We start from the raw sequence: 14,342 nt of genomic DNA on the forward strand, positions 1-14,342 counted from the left end.
TTCATTCACCGCATCCTTGCGTTACAACTTATTTGCTTTCCTGCATGTTTCTAACTAGTTTAGTCACTAGCTTTCTGGGAGTAAATCTTACGGATTCAGCCAGGAGCTTATTTTTAATTCCAGGAACCACAACAGTTTTGTTTTCCAATAGACCACGATAGCCGATCTCGGCTACCGTTTCCGCAGTCATAATCTTTTGACCGCTTATCAGCTTTGAGTCTTCCATCGCGGCTCTTTGTTGAAAACCAGATTCTGTAGGTCCTGGACAAAGCGCCGTCACAGAAACACCTGTACCTTCTAATTCATTAGCGATCGCTTCTGAAAACGATAAAACATAGGCTTTACTAGCGTAGTATACTGCCATCAGCGGCCCTGGTTGAAAAGAAGCAGTCGAAGCCACGTTTAATATTTTTCCAGACCCCCGCTTAACCATACCCTTGAGGAATAACTTGGTTAAATGTGTGAGACATAAAATATTGACCTGTAGCAATTCCAGTTCAGCATTCAGGTCAATTTCGTGAAATAAGCCGTAGGTACCAAACCCCGCATTGTTCACCAGCACATCAACTCTGACTGATGCTTGTTCTAACTCAGTGAAAATTTCTTCTGGCGCTGATGGGTTAGATAAATCCCTGGTAATAACTTTGACATCAATACCAAATTTCTTTTGAAATTCATCGGCGATTTTATTTAGCTTGTCCACACTTCTAGCTACCAACACCAGATTGTAACCATCTTGAGCAAATAACTTCGCGAATTCATAACCGATGCCGCCAGATGCACCAGTAATAAGAACCGTTTGTTTGCGATTACTGTGCATAATTTTTCCTTTCTTAACAGCCTGAAAACAAATGAATCATTAGTTATTAGTCATTAGTAACCTAACGCTCTTTAACTTTGATTATTCTCTCACTAAAATAATAAAAAAGTGTTAATTAACCATAACTAATCACTGACTACAGAACAACAAGCGGTATTTTGCTAAACAAATATTAAAATTTACATTACTTTTTCTCTGGTACAAGCTCAAAGAAACCACCCATAGGAATGTAGTCCTTTGAATTTGTACCTCAAGATTTTGCCGCAATTTAGTAGTCCACCAAAGCAACTTTGCTAGGTATCCAAATTAACAAAACGAAAAAACTTTTCTCTACTCCCTATTCCCTACTATCACTCCTCAAAGTTGGCTTGAGTAACTACTACTTAACAATCACATTTATTGCCATTTGGAGATTTCCAAGCAAACTGCCGCATTTGTTCCTAAGACTTTTTGCCCACGTTCAGGTAGGGGAACATCTGCAACATATACATCTGAACTGGATTTTGGATTGGGATTTAAGTTCGTTACTGGCTCTTTTTCATCGGAATTCCAGCTATATGCAGCCTTGTATGTGCTATTTAATTCCACAACATCAGTAATTAGATAGTCAGACCAGAGGGGTACTTGGTCGAGATGACTCTCACCCAACCAATTTGTCTGTTGTTTTGTGAAAGAATGCAGTGCTAAACGCAGGGCATATCTACAGACATTATTATCACTGGCTGAATTTCTTGGGATTAAAAAGGCTGTAAATAGGGGAATGGGTTTATCTGTTCTGGTTAACTCTTGTGTGATTGGGCAATAATGAGCGATCGCCTGCTCATATATAGGAATAGGAAGACCACGCAAAGCAACCCTAGTTTCCAGTTGATAAAAATTCTTATCTAGGTCTTTTAACTGGACATTGCTAAGAGACAGTTTCACCTGAATATCACCAAACAAAAAGCGTTGCAGGTTTTGATAACCTTCTTCGGAGTTCACTATGCCATAACGCCCATCATGAGAGCGGTGAACATAGGCCCGATGAGATCCTGTGATGTAAGCTCTATCGATCTGAACTAGACCATCACTTTTCACCCCCACAGTCCTGCGTGAAAGACCAAAACCTCCTTCATAATCATGTGCATTAGTGCCGATCAGAGAAAAAACGCGGTTTGGCGAAAATGCATTCTCTAGACTTTGTAGTTTTTCTAACTGAAAGCCCTTGGGTAACTCATCCTTTGGCTGGACACCAGGTGTTAAATACTGGTACATCCGCTGGGGGCCAAAGTCATCAGAATTATTCAATTGGAACCTGTCCCTCAGGTTTTCAAGCAAGCCACTCCCGACCTCAAAATAAATGCCACCATGAGGTGTCGCGTAGGTAAATAACTTGTCAATGTGATCGGCAGCTTGCTTGCGTTCTTCTGGATAAATCTTTTGAATCAAGCTGCGACAAACAAGACCTCCCATCGAGTGGGCGACAAGATAAACTTTGTCAGTACCCGTCGTTTGCTTGACATTCTGGATCAGGTCTCTTAATCCCTTAGCTATCTCCTCCATCTCCTGTCGAACTACACTTGAAGATCCATAACTAGGTGTAGTTAGATCATAAAATCGGTAGACCCAAATAGTTTTATGAAGTTGGCCAGACAATCTCTTAATCTGATTGCTGACATTCTGATTCTCAACAATCGGTTGATAACCATGATCGGTCATTAGCCGCAGTAATGGACTCTCGAAAAAAAACTTCTGGGGATTTTCTTTCTCATCCACTCGAATATGAGTTGAACCACTATTGAAGCCATAAAACGGATCATCAACCGTTTGCTCAACGTCTTTTTGTGTACCTGCATATCCACGAACGAAGATGATCGGTAAATACTGCATATATATCCTCACTATTTAATTTAAGTATTTTTGCTTGTTCCCAGATTTAACCTGGAAACGAGTGCTGTCTTAGAACCAATAAGGCTTGATCCTCCCTAACCCTCCTTAAAAAGAAGGGAATTAAGCCCCCTCAAAAGGAGGAAATTAAGCCCTCTCGAAAGGAGTAAATTAAGCCCCCCTTAAAAAGTAGGATTGGCAGGGTGGTTTTATACAACGAGAGAAAAATAATCATGATTTGTAGAGGGTAGAGAAAAATGGATAACTAACAAGTATGAATCTCGTCGAACAATTGCAGCAAGTCCGGTGACTATAGGCACATCCCGGGACGAAAACATGAATTATAGTTAGTATTATTGCTCATATTGCTTGGAGCAATGACTTTCTTATTGGGGCTACCGTCGATTGGAAGATTTTACCTGCATTACACAGATAAAGCTTAATTGAGCTGTTAAACCTAATAGATGAGGTTTAATTAAATTATGATTAAAACAAAGGCTTTCACAGCGCAAACAAGCAACCTACACATAGCATTTTGTAGATAAGTGGACATCGCCCACTTAATTTTTATTGGGCAAGTAGATTTGCTTATATACACCAAATTATTTATAAGCTAATCTGATGAATCATAGTGGATTTGCGGCCTTTCCCAGTCCATGAACTTGGAGATGGCAGATCCTTGCTAAGGTAATGGTTATGAATATTCAGAACCACAACCCATCTTCTATAAGAATATATGGATAACTATGAAATTATCTAGGGCGAACGATGGGAATTGAACCCACGAATGGTGGTACCACAAACCACTGCCTTAACCACTTGGCTACGCTCGCCATTCAACAATTTGAATTATAGCAATTATTTGGCAAGCGATCAAGAGTTTTTGTTCAAGGAACGGACTCAGTTGATTTAGAGTCTCTGAAATCTAACGATTACAAGGAATTTTACTTAGCAAACATGAAACCTTTAACTATTATTGCATATACTGGAGCAGCAGCAGGACTCGCCGCCTTAGGTGTGACAATGGCGAAGACTAATCCCAGTCAGGTTGAATATGAAGAATATGCAGTGCAACGGCTAACAGAATACTTAAAAACTGATGTTTGCAAAAAAACCACGAATATTATCGAAAATTTAATCCGTTTTAATTGTGATAAGTTGGTTGACTCGGCTAACCCGCAAATCCAAGAAATTGTTGCCAGGACTACAGAAAGACAAGATTACATGATTTTTAGCATTTACCATACAGATTTAAAAATAAATTCTTGGATGCCTTCTTACAAATTTGAAACCGTGGGAGCCTTTGATCAATTTTATACCTACACTGCCAAAGAAGAATAATACAAGCAGGAGTAGAAGAATATAAAAGTGATTAATAATACTTGTATTTAGTAATTGAGAATAGTTTCAATAATCACCAGAGTCCTTATAACCACCAGCTTAATATTAAGTAAGATATGAGAATTAGTAACTGAGAGTTTAAGCTTTGCCGATGTCATCTGCCTATCTGCTAGTATCTCACGGAAGTCGCGATCCGCGCCCAGAAATTGCTATGCAGCAACTAGCAAAGCTGGTATGCAACAAATTACCAAAAAACCACAACCCATCAAATAGTGAACATCTAGTTGGTATAGCTGCTTTGGAAATGAGTTCTCAGCCTTTATCCGAGCAGATTCAACAATTTGCCAAGAGTGCTTTTTACGATGGCTGGGTTGGGCTACGCCTACGCAAACTATCTCAAAACGAGAATCGCCTGAAAATTGTACCGCTATTTCTGCTGCCGGGAGTGCATGTCATGACAGATATTCCAGCCGAAGTAGCACTAGCACAACAGGCTCTTGGTCAAGATATGATCATTGAGTTGCAACCATATTTAGGCTCTCACCCAGATTTAGAAAAATTACTGGCAAAGCAAATCGCTACTATAAAAGCACAAGCATGGATTTTGTTAACTCATGGTAGTCGTCGCCCCGATTCTGAAAAACCAGTCCAAGCAATAGCAGGAAGTTTGGGAGCAGTGGTAGCTTATTGGTCTGTAGCTCCTAGTTTAGAATCACGAGTCAGAGAGTTGGTAGATGCTGGTTATCGGGAAATTGCAATTTTGCCATACTTTTTATTCGCTGGTGGAATAACCGATGCGATCGCCGCCTCAATAGAGGAGCTAAAATTACAATTTTCTGCGGTAAATTTCCAATTGGCAGAGCCACTGGGAGCAAGTGCAGAATTAGCCGAGCTAGTTTGGGATTTAACAGATAGATGAACCGCACAATCACAGAGAAAAGCAAGTATTTGGGAAAGGTTTATTTAGTAGGTGCGGGCCCAGGAGATCCAGGACTAATTACCCTGAAGGCGAAAAGTTTATTGGAATGTGCAGATGTAGTTATCTATGATGCCTTAGTGAGTCCGGCAATTCTGGCAATGATTAATCCCCAAGCAGAGCAAATTAATGCTGGTAAGCGTGCGGGGAGACATTCGTTGTTGCAGTCAGAAACAACTCAATTGCTGATTGATAAAGCGCAGGATAATGCAATTGTGGTGCGGCTAAAGGGTGGCGATCCGTTTATTTTTGGTCGCGGTGGCGAAGAGATGGAAGAATTAGTCAAAGCTGGAATATCAACGGAAGTTGTGCCAGGTATCACATCGGGGATTGCAGCCGCCACCTATGCAGGTATCCCTTTGACTCATCGTCTATATAGTTCATCAGTGACATTTGTTACTGGTCACGAGGCGGCGGGTAAATATAGACCGATAGTTAATTGGAGTGCGATCGCCCACGGTTCCGAAACGATTGTAATTTATATGGGAATTCATAATCTGCCTTATATTGTGGAACAATTAAGTGCAGCTGGGTTGAATTTAGAAACGCCCATTGCTTTGGTGCGCTGGGGTACACGCCCAGAACAAGAAGAATTGATTGGGACTTTAGAGACAATTGTCAAACAGGTAGAGCAAACTGGATTTGGTGCGCCTGCGATCGCAGTCATTGGACAAGTAGTAAATATGCACAGTATTTTGTCTGGTTGTCGTCCAGTTTGATGGTTGGCACAAAAAAAGAAAAATCAGTTGTGTAGAGAAAGCCTTTTAGATGGTAAGGATTTTCTCTGCAATGTTTTTAACTTTCTCGAATCCAAAATGCCAATCCTCCTGCACGACCGCGAGCTGCAATGAAATCTTCCGTCTGTAAAAAGAAGCCGAAGAAGGGTAGTTTAGCTATGGGCAGGTTGTAGAAATCTTCTGTTTTAATTTTACCAAAACGGATTGGTCTGTTGTAAACGACACGACCAAACAGACTGATAAGCATGTGGTTAAAGTCAAATGCCAATAAATTTTTCTTACTGAAATATTGCACTGGCCCCGTGAGCTTCAACAAAAGTGGGCCATATTCAACCTGATTAACAATTTCGCCTCTGCCTAAATCCTGTTCCAAAGTGGTATTAAAGGAAACATGGATTTTTATAAACTTGGGTACATACAAACCCTTGCCTAATACAATTCCCCCGCGCTCTCTAACTTTATTAGTGCCAGTGACAAAGCAAAGTTGCCATTTACCTAAAAGAGACTCAAACGGATAAGTTAACCGTTGCTGCTTAGCAGATTTTTCTGCTTGTAGCAAGGCATTTACTAATATTTCAGGACTAGGGCGTGTGTCTTTGGGTCCTCGATACGCAGCCGCAGCCTGGGATAGCACGGCCACAAAGTTAAATATCGCTGTGGATGTCAAATCAGCGGTCATGAAGGCGCTCTGGATTTAAGTATTTCTTTGCTTTTCTAATAGATTGTAGCGTTATAGGGAGTAGGGAAAAGGTTTTTTGATGGTTGGTTGTGAGATTTTTTCGAGATTGAGTACAGCACGGCGGAAATAAGCAGACCATTAAAAAGCCCTAAAAAGCTTATTTCATAATACTTTTGACTTTTGAACGCCAGTTGCTTTAAGTCGGCAGAGCCGCCCAACGCACTGGCTCCTTTTGAATGAGTGACTTCCGCCTTGCGGTATTGGGTGTCTTCATGAAGCTAGATTGATTCTCTTGGTGGGCTGCGCCAACGGCGGTAGCCATCCTTCCCCGATGAAAATACAGTGTGTCTAGACCTTTAGCTCTTGTTAATGACCAAATTCTGTGACAATGGTTAACAATAAGCCGGAATACTGAATCTAAGCTACTCATGAGCCAGAGTTATCAAAACAGCCCTTTGCCAGGCAAACCCGTTCAATCATATTTCCATTGGTTATACGCTTTCTGGAAATTCTCTCGCCCTCACACGATTATTGGTACAAGTCTGAGTGTGTTGGGTTTGTATTTAATAGCCATTGCTGTTTCCTCGACTGGGTTTTCTGGCATTCCACTGAGTCGGGTTTTGGGTGCGTGGATTGCTTGTCTGTGTGGCAATGTCTACATTGTGGGGCTGAATCAATTAGAAGATGTTGAGATTGACAAGATTAATAAGCCTCATTTACCGTTGGCATCAGGTGAGTTTTCTCAACAGACGGGGCAATTAATTGTCGCTTTGACTGGGATTTTGGCGCTAGTTGTGGCGTGGTTAACTGGGCCATTCTTATTGGGCATGGTAGCAATTAGTTTGGCCATTGGTACTGCTTATTCTTTACCGCCAATTCGCTTGAAACAGTTTCCATTTTGGGCAGCGCTGTGTATTTTTTCGGTGCGCGGCACGATTGTTAATTTAGGATTGTATTTGCACTATAGTTGGGCGCTGAAACAAAGCCAAGGAATTCCGCCTGTGGTGTGGGTGCTGACGTTATTTATCTTGGTGTTTACCTTTGCGATCGCTATCTTTAAAGATGTCCCAGATATGGAAGGCGATCGCCTCTATAATATCTCTACTTTCACTATCCAACTCGGTTCGCAAGCTGTGTTTAATCTGGCTCTTTGGGTGATAACTGTCTGCTATTTGGGGATAATCACAGTTGGTGTGCTACATGTTGCCTCAGTTAACCCCATATTTCTGGTAATTGCCCATTTAGCGCTGCTACTTTGGATGTGGTTGCGGAGTTTGGCAGTAGACTTACAAGATAAAAGTGCGATCACTCAATTCTATCAATTTATTTGGAAACTCTTTTTTATCGAATATCTGATTTTTCCTATCGCCTGCCTTTTGGCTTAAACAATGTTAGAAACCTTTCCCACTAGTTCTATTATCCCTGCTCTGGTAGTTGTTCTCAGTCTATCAATTCTTGGCTATTTCGCTTGGAAAACTTTGATTACCTCAGACTTATTTCAAAAAGGAATCAATCTTACTCAAGCAAAAGATTACCAAGGTGCAGAAGCAGCGTTTCGCAAAGTGATTTCCATCAACTCTACTAATGATGTAGTGCGCTTATTTTTAGGAGATGTTTTAAACCAGCAAGGTCAAGTAGAGGAAGCAACAGAATTATTCCGGGAAGTGATTCACCGCAGTCCGAAAAATCCTGATGCTTACTTGCGTCTGGCAAATATTCTCATGCAGCAAAAGCGAGAAGAGGAAGCTAAAACTAACCTGCTACAAGCTAAAGATTTATTGCAAAAACAACGTCAACCTGAAAAAGCTAAAAAAATCACTCAACTGTTAGATAAAATGAGTACTAAATTAAGTCAATCTGAAGTTGAGTGAAAACAAAGTATTGATTAAACTTCAAATTGACTACTTTTACGCCTTTATAAGTTGCTATTTTTCTTACCTCTGTTTTTGAATTTTGCAGCAACTACAAAGGTGTTAAATAGAAGTGCGCCAGCGACAAATGATGGTTCTGGAACAGCCTTCACAACACTGACATTAGTCGCTGCTAAATCAATGCCGCCAACAGTGTTAGGAGTATCTTGAGGAAATACAGATGCATTTGTCCAATCAAGCAGGTTAATTGGATTACCTCTATCATTTACATCTGGAGAAAATAGCGAGTAGCTGTAGATTTTGCTACCTGTTGTTGCTAATTCAGAAAGAGGGATTAGCAAACTGCCAATTTATTGATTAATAATTAAAACGTTGTTAAAAGCACCAGTATTGATAGTAATAGCAGTGGCAAACCCTAGTTCACTTGGCACAGGTTTTGGGACTAGAAGCATTACAAACAGGACTTACGCAAAATCATGATAAAACGAACCGCAAAGAACGCAAAGGACACATAGACGCGCCAGCGGCTTCCCGCAGGGTAGGAATAAGAGTTTCAGAGAGTTCTTGCGTAAGTCCTGACCAAAAGACGAAACTGATGTCAAACAAGAACGTTTAAGTAATGCAGACATTGAAACTATAATTCAGCAGCGACAAGATGCACGTAAACAGCGCAATGCCGCTTCAGACTGTATACGCGACCAATTGTAAGCAGTGGGAGTAACTCTCATCGATAAACCAGATGCTACAACTGTGTGGCATTGGTAAAGTTAGTAATTTTCTCGCTAATATATTCCAAATTTTATAAAAATGATTATCATTATAGTTATGTCTGTACCAAACATTATTGTCGTTGCTGGTTCATCTGGGGCTGGAAAAACTACCTGGGTTTGCCAACAGATGCGAGAAATCGCCGCTGTTGACAAAATAATTTATTTCAGCCCTGGTACTGGCACTGTTCCCATTGACCAAACCCGCGTAGCTACTGAATTTCCTGGCATACAAGTTTTTAGTGACGGTCAGGAAGTTGAATTTTTCAACCAAATACCTAAAGCAGAGGCAGTTTACATTGAATGGGGGTTTTACTTGCAATTAGAAGCGATGCCTACGGCGAGCGCAGCTAACGCACAAATATTAGATAATCTAACTTACCGTGCCATAGCAGTCCTACCACCCGACTTCAAAGATTCTGAATACCATTCTTGGGCGAACGAGATTGTTTGTGGCGCACCAGCCCAAACCATTACTGCTGAAACTTTATGGTGGGCAGCCAGCAACGGTCAAGTCATTGACGAAAACAGTCTAGAGGAATTTTAGTACGAAATCACCCACGGTGCTTACGGTATCGTCACCCGTGCCAAAGGAATTTTTGACGTTAACGATGGTAGGTCACTTTACTGTGATTTTGTTGCTGGCGTTCCCCAGACGGATTTTCTGGAATTAGACTTACCACGCTACTTGGAAGGTAGACCTCAGCGTTTCAGTAGATTAGAAGTGGTGGGGGAAAACTTGGATGAAGCAACTTTAAGGCAAACATTATCAGATTGCTGTTTATCTGACGCTACGATTTTGCAATACCAACAACAGGTTAAAGAGATTCTACTAGAGGGAGAACAAGTGTGAAAATAGCCGTTATGTCATGTATTCATGGTAATTACGAAGCCTTGGATGCTGTATTACTAGATATTGACCAACACTCATGCGAAAAAATCTTTTGTGTTGGCGATTTAGTAGGATATGGGCCGCATCCTAATGCAGTAGTTGCCCAAATTCGTGCTTTAGATATTCCCACCTGCGCTGGCTGTTGGGATGAAGATATTGTAGAAGGATTGAACGCTTGTGATTGCAGTTATCCCTCGTTATTGGTAGAAAAAAGAGGTCAACAGGCTCACAAGTGGACTAATAAAGAAATTTACCGAGAAAACCGCGAATTTTTAGCTAAATTACCCCACAGTCTCAAAGAGGGAAATTTGGCTTTTGTTCACGGTAGTCCTCATAGCAACCATGAATATTTACTACCTCAACTCGACGCCTTTGTAGCATTAGAGTGGGTAATTTCCACAGATTCGGATGTACTTTTTTGTGGACATACTCATGTACCTTATACCCGGACTCTTGATGCAGGTCAGCTGCAAGTTCGTGTTGCTAGAGGAGAAAAGATACGAGAACTTAGCTTTACATCTCCTCTAAAGCGGATTGTGAATGTGGGTTCTGTGGGAGAACCCCGACATGGACGACCGAATGCTACTTATGTGATTTATGACACAGATGTTCAAGAAGTCAAATTGCGGGAAGTGCCTTACGACTATCAGAAAACTTGTGCAGCAATTCTAGAGAAAGGTTTGCCTGCAATTTTTGCTTGGCGTTTAGCGCATGGGTTGGAGTATGCAGAACGGGCGGATGATCCGACTCATGTGTGTACAAGGTAATTTATCTTCCCTCTTCCTCTGCGTTCCTACCCTGCGGGTTCCGCCTTCGCGGTATGCGCTTTCCTTTGCGTCCCTCTGCATTTAAAAACACTTAAACCTGAAGGTGTACAACACCAGTAGTAGTCTAAAATCCAAAATAAGTATGAATAAATGGGCTATTTTAAGCGGAATTGAAGGTAATTTGGCAGCTTATGAAGCTGTGATCGAAGATATATAAGCGTCAAGGTAATAACGTAGAAGCTTTGTATATTTTGGGCGACTTGGTGGGACCAAGACCAGAAGCCGAGAAGTTGGTAGAACGAGTACTTAGTCCATGTCGTGGAGAATTAGAACCCCTGATTTGTAAAGGTTGGTGGGAAGAACAGTGTTTGATTTTGCATGGTTTAGGCCCTACTGGAGACGCAGCTGAATTAATAGCAAAATATGAGGGCGACACTGTTAAGATGCTATGGGAGTGTGTTTCTCGTAAGACAGTACAATGGTTGCGATCGCTCGATTTTGGTTTTTTTGAATTGGATTGTTTGTTAATTCACGGTTCAACGGTAGGTGTGGGCGAGGAACTGACCCCCGAAACTCCCCCAATCCAAATGCTTGATAGACTGTCGCGGATGCAAGCAAATAATATGTTTTGTGGACGCTCTGGTTTAACTTTTCAGTATCAAATGCAAACTGGTTCTATTACTACTGAACTTAGCACTCTTGATAACCAAGTGTTCCCTCAAATAGTTACTGTTTCCCCGCGTCAAGTAATTGGAGTGGGGAATGTGGGACGCACAGCAGGTCAAGCTACCTATACTTTTTACAACCCCGGTACAAACCAAGTGGAATTCAAGACTGTATATTACGGAAATAGTAAGGGATTTCAAAGCAAGCACAAGTCTATAAAATCCAAATCAAGAATATTTCATTCCTAAATTTAACAACACTGATAATTAATTTAAATATGAATAACTGCCCTTGCTGTAATGAAAAACTACTGCGTCATGTTCGCAGTAGTAAAATTTACTGGTTTTGTCTCGATTGTCGGCAATAAATGCCAGATATGAGTTCGGTAGTTGATCATAAATCCCTATCTGCCAGAGTATTATCAGCAAAAATCAGAAGGTAGGCGACAAGCCTGACGGCATAACTTTGCTTACCGCATTGTCTCAAAAAAATCATTATCAATAATTTTGGCACAGTGCAACCATCCTAAAAAGATGGTTAGACAACAGCACCCGCATCGCGATCGCTTTTCTGGTGGCAAATTGAACATTATAGACAGATCCAGGGCAAACGCATCTAAATTACTCTTGATCACAAGCAAGGTTAAGAACCAACGAGAAATGTTGATTTTATCGTTTGATTTATTTTCCCCTACTCAAAGTGATGTCTACGACGGGCTATGACCAGAAACAAAAAGGTACAAGCCCCTAAATTTATTTATGGAAAATAAAAAAAATGTATTTCGAGATACGTAGTACAAGAAATACTACGTCAGTTGACTCAGAGCAACTAAATTTATTTATGGGGTTCAAAATGTTTGAATGAGTGACTTTTGAATGAGTGACTTTTGACTTCCCCGAACGCAAGAGCGTCCCGTAGGGAAGGGGCTGACGCTCTCTTCCGAGAGGCTGCGCCAACGCTATCGGCGTCGCTAAACTTGTGTCAATAAGCAGGGATTAATGCGACTAATTTAGAACCTATTGAGAATAAAATCCTTTTGTTGACATGATACGTTTGCCCTACCCTACAGCCTTAGCAGCATCGTTTGCAACTCCCCAAGTTGTTGCAACACCTATACTAACTACTGCAATCCGAACAAGAGTGTTAAACTTGTAGCTAAAAATGTTGTTCAGCATAAAAAAATTACATATGCAATTAGACAATTGAGATTTTGCCTTAGCCTCATAAGGTCTAGCTAAGTTTATTAATCAATCGTCTGAAACTTTTACGAGCGGATTTTAACATTAGTTATAAAATCAACACAATATTTATAATTCCAGATGATATAATCTTTATATAAATAAAAGTTATTGTGTTTCTCGTTCATTTGTGGTAGGAATAAGGAGTTATTTGAAATAGTAATTCATCGTCTAATCCCTGACTTTCTCAAATTGGCATAATGAAGGATAGTATTTTTTAATTTTTTCCTTTAAAAAATCTTTAAATTAAATAATAATAGAAATATAAAAATTAATAAAAAAACTTTTTACCATATCTAAATAGTTGAATAAAGTGTGTAGAAATGGAAAATTATATTCAATTCCAGTTACTTGTCAACTCAGGAATTAAAGTAACAAAAATGCTGAAAAGCAAGAATCTACTGGGAGTAGCTATTATCTGCTTGTGTTTGAATAATGCTAATACTGTTTTTGGTAAAGATGTTGGCGTTGTTTTATCAAAAATTACTGGCTCAAATCAAGCAGCAGTTCCTCAGAAAAAAAATGCAGTTGCTAACTTTAAGCAAGGAACCAATCTCTACAAAAAAGGAGATTTAAAAGGAGCAGAAGCGGCTTTTCGCAAAGCAATTGAACAAGAACCCAACTTTGCACAAGCTTATATTGCTTTGGCAAATACTCTCAACGATCAAGGTAAACCACAACAAGCGATCGCACAATACAATAAAGCCATCAGCTTCGATCCTAAAGACTCTGGAGCCTACTTGAATTTGGGTTTGACTTTAGCAAAACTGAATCAGTTAGAAGCTGCGATCGCCCAATATAAGAAAGCCCTCAGTCTTGATCCCAACTATGCAGACGCTCACTATAACTTAGGAAATGCTCTCTACGCTCAAGGAAAGCCAGCAGAAGCAGTCGCCGAATATACAGCAACCATCCGCCTCGATCCAAAAAATCCAGCAGGTTATAATGCCTTGGGAAATACTCTGTACGCTCAAGGCAACCTAGAAGAAGCGATCGCCCAGTATAAACAAGCCATTAGCTTCGATGCCAACTATGTAGACGCTCACTATAATTTAGCAAGTGCTTTTTACGCCCAAGGCAAGCTAACAGAGGCAATCGCCGACTATACCGAAGCGATTCGCCTTGATCCCAAACATGCACAGGCTCACACGGGTTTGGCAAATGCGATGGATGATCAAGGTAAATCAGAAGAAGCGATCGCACATTACAAAAAAGCGATTAGCCTTGTACCTAACGATGCATTGACTTACTATAATTTGGGAATCACTTTGGGAAGGGAACAACAGCTAAAAGAAGCGATCGTTAATCTCAAAAAAGCCAAAGAGTTATTCCAAGCTGAGGAAAACAAGGAGATGGTTGAGCAAGTTGATCAGCTAATCCAAAAAATTAATACCCGAACGAATTGAATAAAGGGCATTATCCATAGCTATCGATGTAGGCATTACTTAAAGATTACTGGTTTACGACCACCTTAAGTTCGTTGTACAAAGACCACACCAGTGATTAACAAAATTACTCCAACAATTCGCCAGAGACTCAGTGGGTGTACAGGAAAACCAACTAAACCAAAATGATCCAAAGTTATTGCCGCCAGCATTTGTCCCAGGATGATTAGCCCAATCATGGTGGCAGCACCCAATAAGGGAGCCAAGACGATTGTTGCAGTTAGATACAGCAGATTGCAGGTAACTGAGGTACAGTGATATCAGTACATTAACGGGT

The 14,342-nt window shown here is 40.6% G+C and carries 13 protein-coding genes, 1 tRNA gene and 2 pseudogenes; 9 read left to right on the top strand and 7 right to left on the bottom strand.

From position 1 onward, the window contains the following. Positions 1 to 28 precede the first annotated feature (28 nt). The 3 genes from Q0541_RS15405 to Q0541_RS15415 all read right to left on the bottom strand — a co-directional run bounded on the left by Q0541_RS15405 (position 29) and on the right by Q0541_RS15415 (position 3,519). Positions 29 to 820, bottom strand: coding sequence for an SDR family oxidoreductase (locus tag Q0541_RS15405; RefSeq protein ID WP_298911562.1), 792 nt, complete (start codon positions 818 to 820; stop codon positions 29 to 31). Between the two features lie 396 nt (positions 821 to 1,216). Continuing rightward, the gene (locus Q0541_RS15410; protein WP_298911563.1) at positions 1,217 to 2,689 is read right to left on the bottom strand and encodes an alpha/beta hydrolase; all 1,473 of its coding nucleotides are present in this window, start codon (positions 2,687 to 2,689) and stop codon (positions 1,217 to 1,219) included. A 757-nt stretch (positions 2,690 to 3,446) separates the two neighbouring features. Further along, positions 3,447 to 3,519 (bottom strand) — tRNA-His (locus Q0541_RS15415). 124 nt (positions 3,520 to 3,643) lie between these two features. Between Q0541_RS15415 and Q0541_RS15420 the strand changes: the two genes are divergently transcribed. The 3 genes from Q0541_RS15420 (at position 3,644) to cobA (ending at position 5,722) form a co-directional block, all read left to right on the top strand. Beyond that, positions 3,644 to 4,027, top strand: coding sequence for a DUF4359 domain-containing protein (locus Q0541_RS15420; RefSeq protein WP_298911564.1), 384 nt, complete (start codon positions 3,644 to 3,646; stop codon positions 4,025 to 4,027). A gap of 151 nt (positions 4,028 to 4,178) precedes the next feature. Further along, positions 4,179 to 4,946 carry a sirohydrochlorin chelatase gene (locus tag Q0541_RS15425; protein WP_298911565.1) on the top strand — a complete coding sequence of 256 codons (768 nt, stop codon included), beginning with the start codon at positions 4,179 to 4,181 and terminating at the stop codon, positions 4,944 to 4,946. Next, the gene (cobA, locus tag Q0541_RS15430) at positions 4,943 to 5,722 is read left to right on the top strand and encodes a uroporphyrinogen-III C-methyltransferase (protein WP_298911566.1); all 780 of its coding nucleotides are present in this window, start codon (positions 4,943 to 4,945) and stop codon (positions 5,720 to 5,722) included. Before Q0541_RS15425 ends, cobA begins: the two co-directional genes overlap by 4 nt. Before the next feature lie 76 nt (positions 5,723 to 5,798). Here the strand turns inward: cobA and Q0541_RS15435 are convergent, their stop codons facing one another. Continuing rightward, on the bottom strand, positions 5,799 to 6,419 hold the full coding sequence (locus Q0541_RS15435; protein ID WP_298911567.1) for a hypothetical protein: 621 nt from the start codon (positions 6,417 to 6,419) through the stop codon (positions 5,799 to 5,801). A 196-nt stretch (positions 6,420 to 6,615) separates the two neighbouring features. Next, entirely contained in the window at positions 6,616 to 6,741 is a 126-nt protein-coding gene (locus tag Q0541_RS15440; RefSeq protein WP_298911568.1) for a hypothetical protein, read from the bottom strand. 106 nt (positions 6,742 to 6,847) lie between these two features. Between Q0541_RS15440 and Q0541_RS15445 the strand changes: the two genes are divergently transcribed. Together Q0541_RS15445 and Q0541_RS15450 are read left to right on the top strand one after the other, a co-directional pair. After that, positions 6,848 to 7,804: a homogentisate phytyltransferase gene (locus Q0541_RS15445; RefSeq protein WP_298911569.1), complete on the top strand. Its 957-nt coding sequence runs from the start codon at positions 6,848 to 6,850 to the stop codon at positions 7,802 to 7,804. A 3-nt stretch (positions 7,805 to 7,807) separates the two neighbouring features. Then, a complete protein-coding gene (locus Q0541_RS15450; protein ID WP_298911570.1) occupies positions 7,808 to 8,290 on the top strand; it encodes a tetratricopeptide repeat protein in 483 nt (160 codons plus the stop codon). 44 nt (positions 8,291 to 8,334) lie between these two features. Here Q0541_RS15450 and Q0541_RS15455 read toward each other — a convergent pair whose 3' ends face one another. Next, on the bottom strand, positions 8,335 to 8,631 hold the full coding sequence (locus Q0541_RS15455; RefSeq protein ID WP_298911571.1) for a hypothetical protein: 297 nt from the start codon (positions 8,629 to 8,631) through the stop codon (positions 8,335 to 8,337). Positions 8,632 to 9,115: 484 nt separating this feature from the next. Here Q0541_RS15455 and Q0541_RS15460 point away from each other — a divergent pair. The 4 genes and pseudogenes from Q0541_RS15460 (at position 9,116) to Q0541_RS15475 (ending at position 14,026) form a co-directional block, all read left to right on the top strand. Beyond that, positions 9,116 to 9,910: pseudogene (locus Q0541_RS15460) on the top strand (GTP-binding protein). Further along, positions 9,907 to 10,716 (top strand): metallophosphoesterase family protein, encoded by an 810-nt coding sequence (locus Q0541_RS15465; protein WP_298911572.1) that lies wholly within the window; start codon positions 9,907 to 9,909, stop codon positions 10,714 to 10,716. Before Q0541_RS15460 ends, Q0541_RS15465 begins: the two are co-directional and overlap by 4 nt. Positions 10,717 to 10,858: 142 nt before the next feature. After that, positions 10,859 to 11,630, top strand: a pseudogene (locus tag Q0541_RS15470) (metallophosphatase). Between the two features lie 1,370 nt (positions 11,631 to 13,000). After that, positions 13,001 to 14,026 carry a tetratricopeptide repeat protein gene (locus Q0541_RS15475; RefSeq protein WP_298911573.1) on the top strand — a complete coding sequence of 342 codons (1,026 nt, stop codon included), beginning with the start codon at positions 13,001 to 13,003 and terminating at the stop codon, positions 14,024 to 14,026. 65 nt (positions 14,027 to 14,091) lie between these two features. Here the strand turns inward: Q0541_RS15475 and Q0541_RS15480 are convergent, their stop codons facing one another. Continuing rightward, positions 14,092 to 14,298, bottom strand: coding sequence for a DMT family transporter (locus Q0541_RS15480; protein WP_366941887.1), 207 nt, complete (start codon positions 14,296 to 14,298; stop codon positions 14,092 to 14,094). Positions 14,299 to 14,342: the final 44 nt, after the last annotated feature.

This window comes from uncultured Nostoc sp. (assembly GCF_937863485.1).
Classification (GTDB): domain Bacteria; phylum Cyanobacteriota; class Cyanobacteriia; order Cyanobacteriales; family Nostocaceae; genus Nostoc.